Source organism: Streptomyces graminilatus (assembly GCF_001418565.1).
GTDB lineage: Bacteria > Actinomycetota > Actinomycetes > Streptomycetales > Streptomycetaceae > Streptomyces > Streptomyces graminilatus.
Window position 1 is genome coordinate 1 of the sequence record NZ_LIQQ01000471.1, and the last position, 16036, is coordinate 16036.

Annotated in this window: 19 protein-coding genes and 1 pseudogene; 6 read left to right on the top strand and 14 right to left on the bottom strand. The window is 67.9% G+C overall.

From position 1 onward, the window contains the following. Positions 1 to 109: 109 nt before the first annotated feature. Complete coding sequence (locus tag AOK08_RS33155) at positions 110 to 1318, bottom strand: NAD(P)-dependent malic enzyme (protein WP_055532920.1); 1209 nt, start codon at positions 1316 to 1318, stop codon at positions 110 to 112. 805 nt (positions 1319 to 2123) lie between these two features. On the opposite strand from AOK08_RS33155, the gene AOK08_RS33160 reads away from it, so the two are divergent. From AOK08_RS33160 to AOK08_RS33170, 3 genes are read left to right on the top strand one after another with little or no spacing between them, the layout of a single operon-like run. Beyond that, positions 2124 to 3071 carry an ABC transporter substrate-binding protein gene (locus AOK08_RS33160; protein ID WP_055532921.1) on the top strand — a complete coding sequence of 316 codons (948 nt, stop codon included), beginning with the start codon at positions 2124 to 2126 and terminating at the stop codon, positions 3069 to 3071. Positions 3072 to 3112: 41 nt separating this feature from the next. Then, positions 3113 to 4042, top strand: coding sequence for an amino acid ABC transporter permease (locus tag AOK08_RS33165; RefSeq protein ID WP_055532923.1), 930 nt, complete (start codon positions 3113 to 3115; stop codon positions 4040 to 4042). A gap of 2 nt (positions 4043 to 4044) precedes the next feature. Next, complete coding sequence (locus AOK08_RS33170; protein ID WP_055532924.1) at positions 4045 to 4848, top strand: amino acid ABC transporter ATP-binding protein; 804 nt, start codon at positions 4045 to 4047, stop codon at positions 4846 to 4848. Positions 4849 to 4920: 72 nt separating this feature from the next. On the opposite strand, the gene AOK08_RS46110 is transcribed toward AOK08_RS33170, so the two are convergent. Beyond that, positions 4921 to 5436: a hypothetical protein gene (locus AOK08_RS46110; RefSeq protein WP_157876887.1), complete on the bottom strand. Its 516-nt coding sequence runs from the start codon at positions 5434 to 5436 to the stop codon at positions 4921 to 4923. Between the two features lie 72 nt (positions 5437 to 5508). After that, positions 5509 to 6297 (bottom strand): class I SAM-dependent methyltransferase, encoded by a 789-nt coding sequence (locus AOK08_RS33180; protein WP_055532926.1) that lies wholly within the window; start codon positions 6295 to 6297, stop codon positions 5509 to 5511. A gap of 147 nt (positions 6298 to 6444) precedes the next feature. Here AOK08_RS33180 and AOK08_RS33185 point away from each other — a divergent pair, with 147 nt between their 5' ends. Beyond that, entirely contained in the window at positions 6445 to 7074 is a 630-nt protein-coding gene (locus AOK08_RS33185; RefSeq protein WP_055532927.1) for a CGNR zinc finger domain-containing protein, read from the top strand. Here AOK08_RS33185 and sodX read toward each other — a convergent pair. After that, positions 6978 to 7460, bottom strand: a complete 483-nt coding sequence (gene sodX, locus AOK08_RS33190) for a nickel-type superoxide dismutase maturation protease (RefSeq protein ID WP_079054418.1) — start codon at positions 7458 to 7460, stop codon at positions 6978 to 6980. The two genes, AOK08_RS33185 and sodX, sit on opposite strands and share 97 nt — an antisense overlap. A 143-nt stretch (positions 7461 to 7603) precedes the next feature. On the opposite strand from sodX, the gene sodN reads away from it, so the two are divergent. Then, complete coding sequence (sodN, locus tag AOK08_RS33195) at positions 7604 to 7999, top strand: superoxide dismutase, Ni (protein ID WP_055532928.1); 396 nt, start codon at positions 7604 to 7606, stop codon at positions 7997 to 7999. A 7-nt stretch (positions 8000 to 8006) separates the two neighbouring features. Here the strand turns inward: sodN and AOK08_RS48755 are convergent. The 6 genes and pseudogenes from AOK08_RS48755 to AOK08_RS33220 form a co-directional block, all read right to left on the bottom strand. Continuing rightward, a pseudogene (locus tag AOK08_RS48755) lies at positions 8007 to 8209 on the bottom strand (tyrosine-type recombinase/integrase); the annotation flags it as partial. Positions 8210 to 8230: 21 nt separating this feature from the next. Beyond that, positions 8231 to 8668 (bottom strand): DUF488 domain-containing protein, encoded by a 438-nt coding sequence (locus tag AOK08_RS33200; RefSeq protein ID WP_055532930.1) that lies wholly within the window; start codon positions 8666 to 8668, stop codon positions 8231 to 8233. Further along, positions 8665 to 9279 (bottom strand): DUF488 domain-containing protein, encoded by a 615-nt coding sequence (locus tag AOK08_RS33205; protein WP_055532931.1) that lies wholly within the window; start codon positions 9277 to 9279, stop codon positions 8665 to 8667. Before AOK08_RS33205 ends, AOK08_RS33200 begins: the two co-directional genes overlap by 4 nt. A gap of 757 nt (positions 9280 to 10036) precedes the next feature. Beyond that, complete coding sequence (gene ppk2, locus AOK08_RS33210) at positions 10037 to 10921, bottom strand: polyphosphate kinase 2 (protein ID WP_055532932.1); 885 nt, start codon at positions 10919 to 10921, stop codon at positions 10037 to 10039. Positions 10922 to 11020: 99 nt separating this feature from the next. Then, a complete protein-coding gene (locus tag AOK08_RS33215) occupies positions 11021 to 11254 on the bottom strand; it encodes a hypothetical protein (protein WP_055532933.1) in 234 nt (77 codons plus the stop codon). Between the two features lie 16 nt (positions 11255 to 11270). After that, positions 11271 to 12425 carry an inorganic phosphate transporter gene (locus AOK08_RS33220; protein WP_055532934.1) on the bottom strand — a complete coding sequence of 385 codons (1155 nt, stop codon included), beginning with the start codon at positions 12423 to 12425 and terminating at the stop codon, positions 11271 to 11273. A 107-nt stretch (positions 12426 to 12532) separates the two neighbouring features. Between AOK08_RS33220 and AOK08_RS33225 the strand changes: the two genes are divergently transcribed. Continuing rightward, the gene (locus AOK08_RS33225; protein ID WP_055532935.1) at positions 12533 to 13321 is read left to right on the top strand and encodes a VOC family protein; all 789 of its coding nucleotides are present in this window, start codon (positions 12533 to 12535) and stop codon (positions 13319 to 13321) included. Here the strand turns inward: AOK08_RS33225 and AOK08_RS33230 are convergent. The 4 genes from AOK08_RS33230 to AOK08_RS33245 all read right to left on the bottom strand — a co-directional run bounded on the left by AOK08_RS33230 (position 13318) and on the right by AOK08_RS33245 (position 16024). Continuing rightward, positions 13318 to 13575 (bottom strand): hypothetical protein, encoded by a 258-nt coding sequence (locus AOK08_RS33230; RefSeq protein WP_157876888.1) that lies wholly within the window; start codon positions 13573 to 13575, stop codon positions 13318 to 13320. The genes AOK08_RS33225 and AOK08_RS33230 overlap by 4 nt on opposite strands. Next, positions 13572 to 13901 carry a DUF952 domain-containing protein gene (locus AOK08_RS33235; protein ID WP_055532938.1) on the bottom strand — a complete coding sequence of 110 codons (330 nt, stop codon included), beginning with the start codon at positions 13899 to 13901 and terminating at the stop codon, positions 13572 to 13574. The genes AOK08_RS33230 and AOK08_RS33235 overlap by 4 nt, the downstream gene beginning before the upstream one ends. 267 nt (positions 13902 to 14168) lie before the next feature. Further along, positions 14169 to 14804 carry a GNAT family N-acetyltransferase gene (locus tag AOK08_RS33240; RefSeq protein ID WP_055532939.1) on the bottom strand — a complete coding sequence of 212 codons (636 nt, stop codon included), beginning with the start codon at positions 14802 to 14804 and terminating at the stop codon, positions 14169 to 14171. A 176-nt stretch (positions 14805 to 14980) separates the two neighbouring features. Further along, positions 14981 to 16024 carry a family 2 encapsulin nanocompartment cargo protein polyprenyl transferase gene (locus AOK08_RS33245; protein WP_241827195.1) on the bottom strand — a complete coding sequence of 348 codons (1044 nt, stop codon included), beginning with the start codon at positions 16022 to 16024 and terminating at the stop codon, positions 14981 to 14983. Positions 16025 to 16036: the final 12 nt, after the last annotated feature.

Consider the following 16036-nt stretch of genomic DNA (forward strand, 5'->3'; position numbering starts at 1 on the left):
GCCCCCAGGGACGGGACGGGAAGGGGCGGCGGGGGCGAAAAAGGAATGGCCCCGCCACAACCACCGGACGGAGCCACCCCCTCACGCCACCTCAGCGGCGCAGCCACCCTCAGCGGCGAGCAACCCCCTCAGCCCGAGCCGCCGCGGCAACCGCCGCAGTCACCGCCGGCGCAACCCGCTCATCGAACGGCGACGGAATCACATAGTCGGCGGCAAGATCCTCACCCACGACAGCGGCCAACGCATCCGCCGCCGCGATCTTCATCCCCTCCGTGATCCGCGAAGCCCGCACCTGCAAGGCCCCCGCGAAGATCCCCGGAAAAGCCAGCACGTTGTTGATCTGGTTCGGGTAGTCCGAGCGCCCGGTCGCGACGACCGCCGCGTACTTGTGCGCCACATCGGGGTGCACCTCAGGGTCAGGGTTGGCCATCGCGAACACGAACGCGTCCTTGGCCATGGAGGCTACCGCCGCCTCCGGGACCGTACCGCCGGAGACGCCGATGAACACGTCGGCACCCGCGAGGGCGTCTTCCAACGAACCCTTCAAACCAGCCTTGTTGGTCAGCTCGGCCAGCTCACGCTTGACCGGCGTGAGGTCGTCCCGGTCCGCCGAGACGATGCCCTTGCGGTCGGCGACGGCGACATCGCCGAGCCCCGCCTCCAGGAGGAACTTCGCGATGGCGACGCCCGCCGCACCCGCGCCCGAGATCACCCCGCGCAGCTCCCCGAGCTCCCGTCCGGTGAACCGCGCGGCGTTGCGCAGGGCAGCCAGCGTCACGACCGCCGTACCGTGCTGGTCGTCGTGGAAGACCGGGATGTCCAGCCGTTCCTGGAGCTGCCGCTCGATCTCGAAGCACCGCGGTGCCGAGATGTCCTCCAGGTTGACCCCGCCGAAGGACGGCGCCAGCCGGACGACCGTCTCGACGATCTCGTCAACGCCCGTGCAGGCCAGCGCGATCGGGACCGCGTCGACCCCGCCGAACTGCTTGAACAGGATCGCCTTGCCCTCCATCACGGGAAGGGAGGCCTCGGGGCCGATGTCCCCGAGTCCGAGCACCGCCGTACCGTCCGTCACGACCGCGACGACCGACGACTTCCAGGTGTAGTCGTTGACGAGGTCGGGCTGCTCGGCGATGGCGGTGCACACCCGGGCCACACCGGGCGTGTACGCGAGGGACAGGTCGTCCTTGTCCCGGATCGGCACGGTGGCCTGCACGGCCATCTTGCCGCCCCGGTGAAGGGCGAACGCCGGGTCGAAATCACCGGCGTCGCTGTCCGTGTCGATGTCGCTGCGAGGATTGACGATCTCCGCTGCCACTTTGTTTTACCCCTTAAGTCTTCACGGTTTGAGGGTGGCCACTCCTGGTGAGGGGTGGGCGGGCACCGCGCAAGGCCCCGGTGGTGATGCGCACGGGCACGAGCGCGACGGGCGCGCCGCACACGCGCCCTGAGCCCCTGATGAGGGGTTGTGAACAACCTTCTTACCGGACGGAGGACACCACGGACGACCTGATGGCGCCAAGGTCACACGCGGGCGACCTGACTCATCACCACACATGACCACATACCCGGGCACGATCGATCAAATCGAGAGGCGAATCATCGAACGACTCGGCGAACGAACCGGCCACCGTGTCGGGATCCAGCCGGGCACCGATCGGGACCGGCCCGGGACCGACCCTGATGCGAGCCGGGATCGAGCCGGGATCGGGACGAGACCCAGTCGCAACCCGGCCGGGAACCCGGTCGGAACCCAGTAAGAACCCCGTCGGACCACGAGTCGGGATGACGCCCTCACGCGGTCGGGCGTACGGATGCAACCACCGTTCACCTGGCGAGATACGCCGAAGATCCTCCGGCCCGAACGAATGATTTCCGCAGAAGATCCGGGAAGGTCCGGCTCTGGTGAACCGACCTGACACTTACGGGCGTCACCCGTTATCCGATTTTGACATGGCCGGTCGTCTGAATGCCTCCGTCCGAATGGCAAGATGCCGTAATCACACAAGGTCGCGACACTCAAAGACGTGTGCACCAGTCGACCCGACCCCGCCGGCACCGTCCGCCCCCTGGGCGGGCCCCGGCCCCAATGGCACACCATCCACCCGCCGGAGGAACCCACCATGACCGCAAGCTCCACCCTTCGTACCACCGCCGCGCGGAACCGGCTAGCAGCGGTCGGTGCGATCGCGGTCGCGGGCGCACTGCTGCTCACCGGATGCGGTGACCAGACCAAGAGCAAGGAGTCGGGGAGCGCCTCGACGAGCTCCGCCCCGCTGGCCTCCAAGCTGCCCCAGGCGATCCGGGACAAGGGCGTCGTCACCGTCGGCTCGGACATCGCGTACGCGCCCGTCGAGTTCAAGGACGCCTCCGGCAAGACGGTCGGCATCGACCCGGACATCGCCGCCGCCATGGGCAAGCAGCTCGGGGTGAAGTTCGAGTTCCAGAACGGCACCTTCGACACCCTGATCACGGGTCTGCGCTCCAAGCGGTACGACATCGCCATGTCCGCGATGACCGACACCAAGGACCGCCAGAACGGCACCGAGAACGGCAAGAAGGTCGGCGAGGGCGTCGACTTCGTCGACTACTTCACCGCCGGTGTCTCGATCTACACCAAGCAGGGCAACGACCAGGGCATCAAGACCTGGGCCGACCTGTGCGGCAAGAAGATCGCGGTGCAGCGCGGCACGGTCTCCGAGGACCTCGCCAAGGCCGAGAACAAGAAGTGCACGGGCGGCAAGAAGATCGCCATCGAGTCATACGACAACGACCAGCAGGCCCAGACCCGGGTGCGCGCGGGCGGCGCGGACGCCGGCTCCTCCGACTTCCCGGTCACGGCGTACGCGGTGAAGACCTCGGGCGGCGGCAAGGACTTCCAGGTCGTCGGCGAGCAGGTCGAGGCGGCGCCGTACGGCATCGCGATCGACAAGACGAACACGCAGCTCCGGGACGCCCTGAAGGACGCGCTCGACGCGATCATCAAGAACGGCGAGTACGCCAAGATCATCGCCAAGTGGGGCGTCCAGGACGGCGCCGTCACCTCGGCCGTCGTCAACGGCGGCAAGTGACCGAAGCTCACGGAAGCTACGGGCACTGAAAGGCAACACCCGTGACTGTTGACATCGACAAGACGACGGGACCGGCGGACACTCCCCCGGCCGGACCGGAGGCCATCAAGGCCATCCCGGTCCGGCACTACGGGCGGTACGTCTCGGCCGTGATCGCGATCGCGGTCTTCGCCTCGATCGTCTACGCGTTCTCGCAAGGCAAGATCAACTGGGGTGCGATCCCCGATTACTTCTTCAACGACCGCATCCTCGGCGGTGTGGGCAAGACGCTCATGCTGACCGTGCTGGCCATGCTGATCGGCGTCTTCGGCGGCATCCTGCTGGCCGTGATGCGCCTGTCGAAGAACCCCGTGACCTCGTCCATCGCGTGGTTCTACATCTGGTTCTTCCGCGGTACACCGGTCCTGGTCCAGCTCATCGTCTGGTTCAACCTGGGCCTGGTCTTCGAGTACATCAACCTCGGGCCGATCTACAAGGACTACTGGTCCAGCTTCATGACGCCGCTGCTGACGGCGCTGCTGGGCCTTGGTCTGAACGAGGCCGCGTACATGGCCGAGATCTGCCGCGCCGGCCTGCTCGCGGTCGACGAGGGCCAGACGGAGGCCAGCCACGCCCTCGGCATGAGCCACAGCAAGACCCTGCGCCGGATCGTGATCCCGCAGGCGATGCGGGTGATCGTGCCGCCCACGGGCAACGAGGTCATCAACATGCTGAAGACGACCTCGCTGGTCTCGGTGATCCAGTACTCGGAACTGCTGCGCGTGGCCCAGGACATCGGCCAGACGTCCGGCGCCCCGGCGGAGATGCTGTTCCTCGCCGCGGCCTGGTACCTGATCCTCACCTCGATCTTCAGCGTCGGCCAGTACTACATCGAGCGGTACTACGCGCGCGGTTCCAGCCGTACGCTCGCGCCCACTCCATTCCAGAAGATCAAGGCGAACGTGCTGTCCCTCGCAGGCCGGAGGCAATGACCATGAACACGGAAAAGGTCGAAGACAAGCCTTCCGGGTCCACAGCCGTCTCGATGGTCAAGTCGGAGGGCGTCCACAAGTCCTTCGGCCCCGTCGAGGTCCTCAAGGGCATAGACCTTGAGGTGAAGTCGGGCGAGGTGTTCTGCCTGATCGGCCCCTCCGGCTCCGGCAAGTCGACGTTCCTCAGGTGCATCAACCACCTGGAGAAGATCAACGCCGGGCGCCTGTACGTCGACGGGGAGCTGGTCGGCTACCGCCAGAAGGGCGACAAGCTGTACGAGCTGAAGGACAGCGAGGTCGCGCTGAAGCGGCGGGACATCGGCATGGTGTTCCAGCGCTTCAACCTGTTCCCGCACATGACGGCGCTGGAGAACGTCATGGAGGCGCCGATCCAGGTCAAGGGCGTGAGCAAGGCGCAGGCCCGTGAGCGCGCGGGTCAGCTCCTGGAGCGCGTGGGCCTGGCCGACAAGGCGGGCAACTACCCCTCGCAGCTCTCCGGCGGCCAGCAGCAGCGCGTCGCGATCGCCCGGGCCCTGGCGATGGACCCGAAGCTGATGCTGTTCGACGAGCCGACCTCGGCCCTGGACCCGGAGCTGGTCGGTGACGTCCTCGACGTCATGCGCGACCTGGCCGAGTCCGGCATGACGATGGTCGTCGTCACCCACGAGATGGGCTTCGCCCGCGAGGTGGGCGACAGCCTGGTCTTCATGGACGGCGGCGTGGTCGTCGAATCCGGCAACCCACGCGACGTCCTGACGAACCCGCAGCACGAGCGCACGCAGTCGTTCCTGTCGAAGGTCCTCTGAAAATCGGGGGATTCCCCCAAAGCCGGATGCCGCCCACCCGTTGACGGGTGGGCGGCATCCGCCGTATCCGGATCACTTCAGATTCAGCCAGGGGCTACGCGGCGACAGGTTGGCTTCCGTATGGATCTTGTCCATCGTCACCCACGTCGTGAACTCCCCCGTGCCGTGGAAGTCGTTGCCCGTGTACTGCTTGTTGATCACCTTCCCGCTCGGGCAGGGGTAGGTCTTCTTGGACACGATCTTCTCGCCGACCGTGAGGACCCTGATGATGATGTTGCAGGTCGGGTGACTCTTCCCCATGGAGACGAACGCGTAGGGATGCCCCACTCGCGTGGCCTTCTCGCTGATGCAGGACTTCCAGAGGATCACGGTGTCATCGTTGGGGAAGGTGTCCACGTCCGAAAAGGAGTTGCACCCACCCTTGCCGGACTCGGCATACGCCGCAGGCGCCGTCACCAGTCCGGCAAACGTCACAACTGCACACGCTGCCGCCGCCGCAGTGGTCGCCATCTTAAGTCGCACAATGCACCTTCCCTCGTTCACCTTGGAGAAAGCACGGAAGTCGTTCCCCCAGAGGAAGATCTTCAACGGAATGTGCATTTTTACGCAAGTAAAAAGCTGGCGACCTTTCGTCCTTCTCCGATCGCCGCCCCCTTGCGCCTACTTGAGCGCCAGCACCAGTGCGTCCGACGGCGAGCACCACACCGGACGCGCCTCCGCGAAGCCCTTCTCGCGCAGCACGCGCGCGTGCCAGGCGGCGGAGGGCATGTCGCCGTCGGCGTGCTCGCCGTAGATCTCGAAACGGCGGGCGGTCGGCCCGGCGAGGACGGGGTCCTGGGCGGCGAGTCGCCACCATTCCGCCCAGTCGACGGCATCGCCGTGTTTGACCTGATCCATACGGGTGTGGCGCAGTGCGCGTTCCGCCGCGTTGATCCGGGGCGTGCTGTCGTCGATCATGTGGTCCGCGTTCATGAACAGACCGCCGTCGCGGACCAGCTCCGCGATCCGGCCGTAGAGGTCCGCGAGAGGTTCGCTGTGCAGCCAGTGCAGGGCGGTGGCGGTCAGCACGGCGTCGTACGAGTCGTACGGCAGCCCGCTGGCCCACCGCGGGTCCTTGAGGTCGGCCGTGACGAGGGTGACGCGGTCGTCGCCCGCGAAGGTGCCCTCGGCGATGGCGAGGAGCGCCGGGTCGAGGTCGACGCCGGTGCTGGTGGCCTGAGGGAACCGGTCGAGCAGCCGCGCCGTGATACTGCCCGTGCCGCACGCGAGGTCGAGCACGCGCGGGGCGGGGCCGACGAGGGCCTCGACCATGTCGAGCATGATCCGGAACCGTTCCTCACGGTCCGGCATGTACCACTCCTGCTGCCGGTCCCAGCTCACCTGCCAGGCATTCCAGTCGGTTCCGGCGTCTGTCCCGGAGGTGTCAGTGGTACCGGTAGTGGTGGTCATGGAGAACCCCTCCCGTAGGCCGCTAGCCCGCTAGGCCGCTCAGTCGCTCACTCGCCCGCTTCGAACGCATGCGTAATACCCTGGAAGCACCGTCAGCCGTTACTTCCTCGCATCCACGACCATAGAGCGCCCCCGTAAGGACTACAAGTGGAACTGGCCTATTACTCGGACTATGCCGTGCGCCTCGTCAACACCGAGGAACCGGCGCGCGGAAAGGACTCGCTGACCTCGATCGACGCCGTCCGCGAGCTCTTCGGCGCCAACCAGCAGGCCGGCCGCCGCGCCACCGACGCCGACGTGACCCGGTTCCGCTCCGTACGGGCTCGCCTGCGCGCGGTCTTCGAGGCGGCCGACACGGGCGACGAGACGCTCTCTGTGGACCTGCTGAACTCGCTCCTGCTGGAGTTCCCGGTAAGCCCGCAGATCTCGGGGCACGACTTCCGGGACGACGACGGCAGGCCGCTGTGGCACATGCACCTGGCCGACCACCCGTCGAACGCGACCGCCGGTTACGCGGCCATCGCCGCGATGGGTCTGGCCTTCCACCTCACCGAGTACGGCGTGGACCGCCTGGGCCTGTGCGAGGCCCCGCCGTGCCGCAACGCCTACCTCGACACCTCGACGAACCGCTCCCGCCGCTACTGCTCCGACCGCTGCGCGACCCGGGCCAACGTGGCCGCCTACCGCGCCCGCAAACGCCTGGAGGCGGACCGGTCCGAGAAGACGGGCCTGGCGGCCGACACCGCCCAGCGCAGCAGCGTCAGCGGCGAGCGCTGACCGGGCTTGAGCGGCCGATAACGGAACCGGACCCGGCCGAGGATCAGCTCGTGCGGCACGGTGCCGTAGTCGGTGCTGTCGCCGCCGGCGAAGGAGTTGTCCCCGAGCACCCACCAGCCGCCCTCACGGCGCTCCGCCGCCCGCTTGACGACCAGCAGGTCCTGCTGGAACGGATGGCGCAGGACGACGATGTCACCGACCCTGACCCGGTTCCCGTACAGCACCACGAGGAAGTCGCCGTGGTACAGCGTGGGCACCATCGACGGCCCCGTCACGGCGACCCAGCCGAAGAGCTTCGCGACCCCTCCGCGCTCACTCCCGTGCTCGCTCTCAGGTTCGCTTCCGCGTTCGCTTCCCTGTTCGCTCTCCTGCGACAGCTCCGGCATCCCGGCACCTCCCCGGTCCATCCTCCACCAGTCCCAGTCTGACTCCCTACTTTTGTCCTAAGCCCATGGGGGCACTCGCGAAAACCCCTCTCCCAGGGAGTAATGTCCAACCTGAGAAGACGATCACGAGGAAGGAACGCTCCATGCTTTCCCGCCTGTTTGCCCCCAAGGTCAAGGTCAGCGCCCACTGCGACCTGCCCTGCGGCGTGTACGACCCGGCCCAGGCCCGCATCGAGGCGGAGTCGGTGAAGGCCGTGCAGGACAAGATGGCCGCCAACGACGACCCGCACTTCCAGGCGCGCGCCACCGTCATCAAGGAGCAGCGCGCAGAGCTCGCCAAGCACCACGTCTCGGTCCTGTGGAGCGACTACTTCAAGCCGCCGCACTTCGAGAAGTACCCGGAGCTGCACCAGCTCGTCAACGACGCCCTGAAGGCCCTCTCGGCCGCCAAGGCGTCCGCCGACCCGGCGACGGGCCAGAAGGCGCTGGACTACATCGCCCAGATCGACAAGATCTTCTGGGAGACGAAGAAGGCCTGATCTATGGCTAGGCCGCCTGACCTGCGCTTTCGCGGGTCACATCGCCTACCTGTCCGCACCCGGTCCGCAGGCCGCCGAGAACGGCGTCCATGACGGACCGGGTGCGGTCTTTTTCGCCCGGCCACAGGTGCGCGTAGATCCGCAGCGTGATGACGGCGGTTGCGTGGCCGAGGACCAGACCAGCTGGACCTGCTTGACGCTCGCTCCGCCGATGGACCACAGTGCCTCCGCTCACACCAGGTGCTCGATGGTGACGTCACCCCACTTCTGTGCGAGATATTCCGCGACCAACCGGCGGTGACAGTGATGTGCATTGTCCTCACTGCAGAGCAGGACTGCGTTGTCGAGCGATTCCCGCCGGACGGTGTCCTCGATCTGACGCACCTTCATCAATTCGAGGAATCTTCCTTCGTAGGCAGCCCAGCCGATATCCCGCTTCTTGTAGGCATCCAGCATGTCCTTGGTCGGGGCCAGCTCGGTACGGTGACTGTACTGCGCACCGCAAATCTCGCCCAAGAAGTACCTGAGATCATCACGTTTGGCGAAACCGGACAGCTGCGAGACGTTGTTCAGTCGAACGTCGACCAGCGCTGTAACTCCAGCTTCACGCAACAGCTCGAAGAACTTTTCGGCGGACTTTTTCGTAAACCCGATGGTATAGAGTTTCATCTTTCCGATGTCCCGTCGATGCGAAGTTCCTCATTGACATAAGCGATCCGCTGTTCCTGACGGTCGAGAGCGTCTTGGAGGCGCTCGGCCAAGGTGCGGAAAAGATCTTCCTGATCCAATCCGAAATTAGCCATTAGGCGTCGCATTGCCGAGGCATGGTCCTCGATGTGCCCGTCGCCATGAATGTGTTCGACAGCGATCCCGTCCCCTTCGAGGACCCGCGCGACGAGCACGCAACGGTGGCAGTCGAGTGGTTCCTGTTCGGTACACATGACAGCGATTCGCTCGCTCTGCGAACCCTTCAGCAGGCGTTTGATGCCGCTGGCGAAATCCGAGGTCCGGGCAAGAAGGTCGTACCGCACCCGTCCGTCGATATAGCAGGTGAGGTCTTCGGTGCGCGCGCCCAGTTCCTTTCCCAGAAAGACGTACTTGATGTCGACGTCAGACAGCATGCGCTCCACGGCGTATCGGTTGAACTGGGGCGTGAATCGGCTGACGGGAATCGACCGCACATCGGCGACCGCCGTAATTCCATGCTTTTGCAGTAGACTCAGGAAATCCGAGCTGCTGTGCGTGGAGTGGCCGACAGTGAATACTGTATGAGGCGTCATCGCCTACCGCCCGTTGGGGTCTTCGCCCGTTCGATAATTACTGCCACTCCCCTGAATCGTCGTCAACCATGCCTGCCACACACCGGCCCAAAAGCTTGCGGGAATTTGCCAGACACACGAGCGTCTTTATCAGTGCCATGTGTACCCCCCAAATCTGATGCCTCGACTGCCTGCGGGACGGAAGCGCAGCACACCTGCACGAGGCAACGACGAGCGCAATGGATTTTCAGTTCCGCAAGTCATCCAAGAGCCTACGACGGGGGTGCGACACCCGTCCGCTGTTCAGGCAAGCGCCCTGTTCAAATAGCGTCGCGTGGTTCGCTTCGCTCGCAGGCCAGCTGCCTGGCGCCACACAGGGCAGTCGGCCGACCGGGGCGTTGGCCGGTGTTCGGCGTCGTCGCGAAATGCTCGGTTCCTGGTCACCCGTCAAGTCAGAGGCAAGGCCCGGAAGGCGACAGGCCTGGCTTCCAAGGTCATAGCCTTCTCGACGCCCGGTGACCCGCGTGGAAGACCGCGCCTGCCGACGCGTCATCGCCGATCCCGCCTGCCCTTGAGCGAGCTCGGCCAGTACTGCAAGACCCACCGCCGCGCTGAGCAATGCGCCATCGACTGGCGACGCCGCCGAGGAGCTTCCGAAGAAGGCCTGACGCAGGCCCACTTCAAAGGGCCGGTCGAAGGCTGACCGGCCCTTTTCCATGCCTTTTCCCATGCCCTCTGCCACGCAGGGCGTGCCGGCCGCCGCGGGCCGGGACGGCGGTCACATGCCGTCGTCGTCCTCCCCGGCCTCCAGCAGGTTCGCAGCCGAGCCCACGATGCTCGGGTCCGGGCTGCCGACGACCTCATCGTCCTTGCCGGTGTAGTCGAAGCGGGCCAGGACGCTGCGCATGGCCTCCACCCGCGCCCGCTTCTTGTCGTTGCTCTTCACCACCGTCCAGGGGGCCTGTTCGGTGTCCGTCTCACGGAACATGGCGACCTTGGCCGCCGTGTAGTCGTCCCAGCGGTCCAGGGAGGCGAGGTCCATGGGGCTCAGCTTCCACTGCCGTACGGGGTCGACCTGACGGATCGTGAAACGAGTGCGCTGTTCGCTCTGGGAGACCGAGAACCAGAACTTGATCAGGTCGACACCGTCATCGACGAGCATGCGTTCGAACAGCGGAGCCTGGCGCGTGAAGCGGCGGTACTCGTCGTCCGAGCAGAAGCCCATGACGCGTTCCACCCCGGCCCGGTTGTACCAGGAGCGGTCGAAGAGGACTATCTCGCCCGCGGTCGGGAGGTGTTCGACGTACCGCTGGAAGTACCACTGGCCGCGTTCGCGTTCGGTGGGCTTCTCCAGGGCGACCACGCGGGCGCCGCGCGGGTTGAGATGCTCCGTGAAGCGCTTGATCGTGCCGCCTTTGCCGGCCGCGTCCCGGCCCTCGAAGACGACGACCAGCCGGCGGCCGGTCTGCTTGATCCAGCTCTGCAGCTTGAGCAGCTCGATCTGCTGGAGCCGCTTGTGCAGCTCGTACTCCCTGCGGTCCATGCGCTCGGGGTACGGGTAGTTCTCGCGCCAGGTCTCGACCGGGCTGCCGTCCGGGCGGATGAGGACGGGCTCGTCGTGGTCGGTGTAGTCGACCTTCAGTCCGGACATCAGGGGTGTCATACCGTCGGCCTCCTTGGCATCAACATCGGCACAAATAGTCGATGGAGATCAAATAACAGTCAGTATCGGGCAATATTGGGCGGCGGTAGTCAGTGGTCGTCAGTGGAACTGCGGCACGATCAGATAGATGCCGTACGCGACCACCGCCGCACACGCCAGGAAGCACAGCCCCGCCTGGGCGAACCCAAGCGCGTGGGTACTTCCGTCATTCTCGCGCGCACCCTCCACCCGGGCGAGTCCGAGGACGCCGAAGGCGAACACGACGACCACGGCGACGGTGACCCCGAGGCTCACCGCGGCGACCTGGCCCAGCGCGGTCCAGTCCAGCTTCATTCCGCTTCTCCCTCTCTCACGCGGCCGTGCCGACGCTCGTCGGCGCCGTCGACTTGATGCTGACCTCGTGCGTCTCGTTCACGTTGTGCGCGTCCACCGGGTTGCGGCGCGCGGCGAGGACGATGCCCGCGGCGACCGCGGCGGCGACCAGTGCGACGACCACGGTGCCGAAGTCGCCGCCGTACCGCACGGCGCCCGCGGAGACCCCGCCGACCAGTGCCGCGGCGGGCAGGGTGATCAGCCACGCCATGACCATGCGGCCCGCGACACCCCAGCGCACCTCCGCCAGCCGCCGGCCCAGACCCGCGCCTAGGATGCTGCCCGAGGCCACCTGGGTGGTGGACAGGGCGAACCCGAGGTGGGCCGAGGTGAGGATGACGGCCGTGGACGCCGACTCGGCCGCGAAGCCCTGCGGCGACTGAATCTCGGTCAGTCCCTTGCCCATGGTCCGGATGATCCGCCAGCCGCCCAGGTAGGTGCCGAGGCCGATGGCGAGACCCGCCGAGGCGATCACCCACACGGGCGGACCCGCGTCGTGGCCGAGCGCGCCCGCGGAGATCAGGGTCAGGGTGATGATGCCCATGGTCTTCTGCGCGTCGTTCGTGCCGTGCGCGAGGGAGACAAGGGAGGCGGAGGCGATCTGGCCGGCCCGGAACCCCTTGGTCACCGTGTCCTTGCGGGCGCGGGCCGTGAGCTTGTAGGCGAGGTACGTGGCGATCAGCGCCGCGATTCCGGCCACCAGCGGCGAGGCCACCGCCGGGATCAGTACCTTCTCGACAACCTTGGTGAAGTGCACGCCCTCGGCGCCCGCGCCCACCCACACCGCGCCGATCAGCCCGCCGAACAGGGCGTGCGAGGAGCTCGACGGCAGTCCCACGAGCCAGGTCATCAGGTTCCACAGGATCGCCCCGACCAGCCCCGCGAAGATCATCCCCGGGCTGACGAGCGTGTCGTCGACGATGCCGCCGGAGATCGTCTTCGCGACCTCGGTGGACAGGAACGCGCCACCGATGTTGAGGACACCGGCGATCAGAACCGCTGTCTTCGGTTTCAGGGCTCCGGTGGCGATCGACGTGGCCATCGCGTTCGCCGTGTCGTGGAATCCGTTGGTGAAGTCGAAGGCCAGGGCCGTCACGATGACGACCGCCACCAGGAACGTGATGTGGTCCATGTGTTCGATGGAAGCAAGCACAGGAGTACTCACGGCGAACTGCGGGCAAAGCCTGTCCCTGGAAAAACCGCCGGTGACCTGGAAACCCTCCGCTCTACGATCGCCCCATGAGCAACGTCACCGGCACCGAGAACGCCATCCGCTGGACCTACGCCTTCGTCGACCGGCCCGCCGGACTCCTCGGGCCCGCCCAGGCGTTCTGGACGGCCGTCACCGGCACCCGGGTGTCCGAAACGCGAGGTGAGCGGGGTGAGTTCGTGACCCTGCTGCCGGACGCGGGCGACGCCTGCGTCAAGGTCCAGGGGGTGGCCTCAGGCAACGGCGGCGCCCATCTCGACCTCGCAGTCGAGGACGTCGACGCCTTCGCCGGATCGGCGTCGGCGCTCGGAGCGACGGTCGTCGGCGCGCACGACGGCTGGTCCGTACTGCGTTCCCCCGCCGGACAGTTGTTCTGCGCCGTGCCCTGGCAGGGGGAGACGGTACGGCCCGCCGTGGTGGACGGCAGCCGCCTCGACCAGGTGTCCATCGACATCCCGCCCAGCGCGTACGACGCGGAGGTCGCCTTCTGGGAGCGCCTCACCGCCTGGGACTCCCTCACCGGATCGCTCCCGGAGTTCCACGTCCTGCGGCCCCCGGCCGGCCTCCCGGTCCGCGTACTCCTCCACCGCCTCGGCACCGACCGGCCCGCCGCCTCCGCCCATCTGGACCTGGCCTGCGCCGACATCGGGGCGACCAGCGCCCGCCACGAGCGGCTGGGGGCCACGGTCGTGGCCCGCCACACCCACTGGACGGTCATGCGCGACCCGGCGGGCGGCACGTACTGCCTCACCGGCCGCGACCCCGAGACGGGCGGCCTGCCGAAACCGGCGGCAGCGGCCCTGGACGACCTCGCCTAGCGGGCGGTCGCGTAAATGCACACCACGGCCGGCCCACCGGCCGCGTCCGGCGTCGGCTCCTCCGGCGTCTTCGTCGCACACGGGTCCGGCCCGTGCCCCCGCGGCAGTCGCGCCGGGTCCCTGTCGTCCGTCCTGGACCAGCCTGGCGTCTCCGGCGGCCGGGCCGAGTCCCGCAGCCACACCGTGGCGCCGCCCCCGGCGGCCACCGCGACGACCCACACGATCACGGCCCGCCGCCACGCCCCACGGCTCACCGCCACGCCTCGACGTCGACCACGGCGGCCACCGGGATCGGGCCGTACACGTGCGGGAACTCCTCGGCGCCCGGCTTCGGGGCCTCGTACCTCAGGGGTACGTCGAGCCGCGCGGGGTCCACGACCAGCACCACCAGGTCGTCGGGGCCGTCGTAGGAGCCGTACAGGAAAGCTGCCACGGCAGGGAGCTGGGCGCGGGTCGAGCAGTGGATGAAGCCCTCCTCCTGGAGGGTTCGGCCGCGCGTCGACATCTCGTACGCGCCTCGCTCGCGGGCCGCGTCCCAGAGGGCGCGTTCGGTGATGTGGAGTATGTGCGGTCCGGACATACGCCCAACCTACGGTCCCGGCCGTGCCCCGCGCAGCCCGCCCCTGGCTCCCGAAGCGGCCTCGGTCTCCGACCCGGGATCGACGTACGCCTCGCACCCGGGGTTCCGGCACGGCCCGGCGACCCACTTCGGCACCCATGCGCCCAGGGTCTTGTACCGATGTACCACTGTGGTCACACGCTGCCCGCAGACGGGACAGTCGTGCTCGTCTCTGCCCATGCCCTCAGGGTATTGCGGGAGCACCCGGGGCGCTCCCCGCCGGTTCGCTCAGGCCCGAGGCTCTGACTCGGTGCGGGGCTCGCGCCACATGGGCCACATCCGGGGGCCGTCCGGGAGATCGAGGGGACTGTCGAGGAAGTCGAAGCCGAGCCGTTCGTAGAGCGGGATGCCCTGGGCGCTGCTCGCCTCCAGATAGGCGGCCACTCCCTCACGGTCGCAGCGGTCGAGGACGTGCTGGACGAGGGCGGTACCCAGCCCCCGGCCCTGGCTGTCCGGTGAGACGGCGATCATCCACAGGTATTCGTGGGCGCGTCCGACGGGGTGTATCCCGGCCGTGAGCCGCCCGATCAGTTCGACGCGTTCGTTGTCGGGATCGACTGCCTCGCGGAGCAGGGCGGCATCATCGTCACCCTCGCTCGCCGGGTTCTCGGAGTTCTCCTGATGGGGGTCGGCGGGGACGGACAGCCACAGGGCGCATGCCGTGCCGTCCTCGGTGAGGTAGGCGTGGCCCTCGGCGAGCGTGATGTCGAGGAAGGCGGCCATCAGCCGGGGATGTGCGGCACGGCGGTGGGCCGGGTCCGGGAAGACCCAGACGCTCACCGGATCGTCCTGGAACGCCTCGTCGAGCAGCCGGACGACCAGTTCCCGGTCGTCCTCGCCCGCCGTACGTATCGCCACACCCATGGCCCTGCCCCTTTTGTCTCAACCGCCGTGGATCTTAAGGCGGTTGAGCCTAACGGGTGCGGAATCCGTGACGGGCCCCGCACACCGTGGGGCTGTGCGGGACCCGACGGCCGGGGCGCCGTGGCGGGGCGTACGGAGTCAGGGCCGTACGCCCCGCCACGGGTGGCTCCGGGGCCTCAGGTGCTGCGGCGGGTGACGAACTCGGCCAGGGACAGCAGGCCGTCCGCCGCCGCCGGGTCGGGTACCGCGCGGGACAGTTCGTGTATCGCGCGGGCCATCCGGTCGGCCGCCTGGAGCTGCGCCCAGTCCCGGCCGCCCGCCCGCTCGACGGCGAGCACGGTCTTCTCCAGCGCCCCTTCCTGCGCATCGTCGTACGGAAGTCCGTACAACTCGGCCAGTTCGACGGCCGCCGGTGTGCCGGAGGCCAGTGCGGCGACCACGGGCAGGGACTTCTTGCGGGCGACCAGATCCGCCCCGGCCGGTTTGCCGGTACGGCTCGGGTCCCCCCATATCCCGATCACGTCGTCGATGAGCTGGAAGGCGAGCCCGGCCTCCCGGCCGAACGCGTCCATCGCCTCGACGTCCTCGGCCGAGCCGCCCGCGTACAGCGCCCCGAGGGCGCAGGCGCAGCCGAGCAGTGCGCCCGTCTTCGCCTCGGCCATGACGAGGCACTCGTCGAGGGTGACCTCGTCGGGGCCCCGCTTCTCCATGGCCGTGTCCGCGTGCTGCCCCTCGCACAGCTCGACCACGCAGGACGCGAGGCGGGCGGCGGCGACGGCGGACGCCGGGTGCGGGTCCTCGGCGAGCAGCCGCAACGCCAGGGCCTGCATGGCGTCCCCCGCGAGGATCGCGTCGGCGTCGCCGAACACGGTCCACGCGGTGGGCCGGTGTCTGCGGGTGGTGTCCCGGTCCATGACGTCGTCGTGCAGCAGGGTGAAGTTGTGGACCAGCTCCACCGCCGCGGCTGCCCGTACGGCTGTCTCCTGCCGGCCGCCGAGTGCCTTGGCCGCGGTCAGCACGAGGGCCGGGCGGATCGCCTTGCCCGCGTTGCCCGCCGCCGGGCTGCCGTCCGCGTGCTCCCACCCGAAGTGGTAGAGCGCGACGCGGCGCATGGACCTGGGCAGCGACTCGATCGCCGCGCGGAGCACGGGATCGACCACGGACCGGGCCTGCTCCAGGATGAGGGTGGCGTCCTGCCCCTCCGCCCCGCCGGACGCCACCCTCTCCTGGAG

Excerpts from the sequence above, each read along its gene's own strand:
- sodN (WP_055532928.1), top strand. The coding sequence starts at position 7,604 with ATGCTTTCCCGCCTGTTTGCCCCCAAGGTCAAGGTCAGCGCCCACTGC.
- AOK08_RS33180 (WP_055532926.1), bottom strand. The coding sequence starts at position 6,297 with ATGACCACCACTACCGGTACCACTGACACCTCCGGGACAGACGCCGGA.
- AOK08_RS33220 (WP_055532934.1), bottom strand. The coding sequence starts at position 12,425 with ATGGACCACATCACGTTCCTGGTGGCGGTCGTCATCGTGACGGCCCTG.
- AOK08_RS33225 (WP_055532935.1), top strand. The coding sequence starts at position 12,533 with ATGAGCAACGTCACCGGCACCGAGAACGCCATCCGCTGGACCTACGCC.
- AOK08_RS33240 (WP_055532939.1), bottom strand. The coding sequence starts at position 14,804 with ATGGGTGTGGCGATACGTACGGCGGGCGAGGACGACCGGGAACTGGTC.
- AOK08_RS33215 (WP_055532933.1), bottom strand. The coding sequence starts at position 11,254 with ATGAAGCTGGACTGGACCGCGCTGGGCCAGGTCGCCGCGGTGAGCCTC.
- AOK08_RS33160 (WP_055532921.1), top strand. The coding sequence starts at position 2,124 with ATGACCGCAAGCTCCACCCTTCGTACCACCGCCGCGCGGAACCGGCTA.
- ppk2 (WP_055532932.1), bottom strand. The coding sequence starts at position 10,921 with ATGACACCCCTGATGTCCGGACTGAAGGTCGACTACACCGACCACGAC.
- sodX (WP_079054418.1), bottom strand. The coding sequence starts at position 7,460 with ATGCCGGAGCTGTCGCAGGAGAGCGAACAGGGAAGCGAACGCGGAAGC.
- AOK08_RS33235 (WP_055532938.1), bottom strand. The coding sequence starts at position 13,901 with ATGTCCGGACCGCACATACTCCACATCACCGAACGCGCCCTCTGGGAC.
- AOK08_RS33205 (WP_055532931.1), bottom strand. The coding sequence starts at position 9,279 with ATGACGCCTCATACAGTATTCACTGTCGGCCACTCCACGCACAGCAGC.
- AOK08_RS33170 (WP_055532924.1), top strand. The coding sequence starts at position 4,045 with ATGAACACGGAAAAGGTCGAAGACAAGCCTTCCGGGTCCACAGCCGTC.
- AOK08_RS33200 (WP_055532930.1), bottom strand. The coding sequence starts at position 8,668 with ATGAAACTCTATACCATCGGGTTTACGAAAAAGTCCGCCGAAAAGTTC.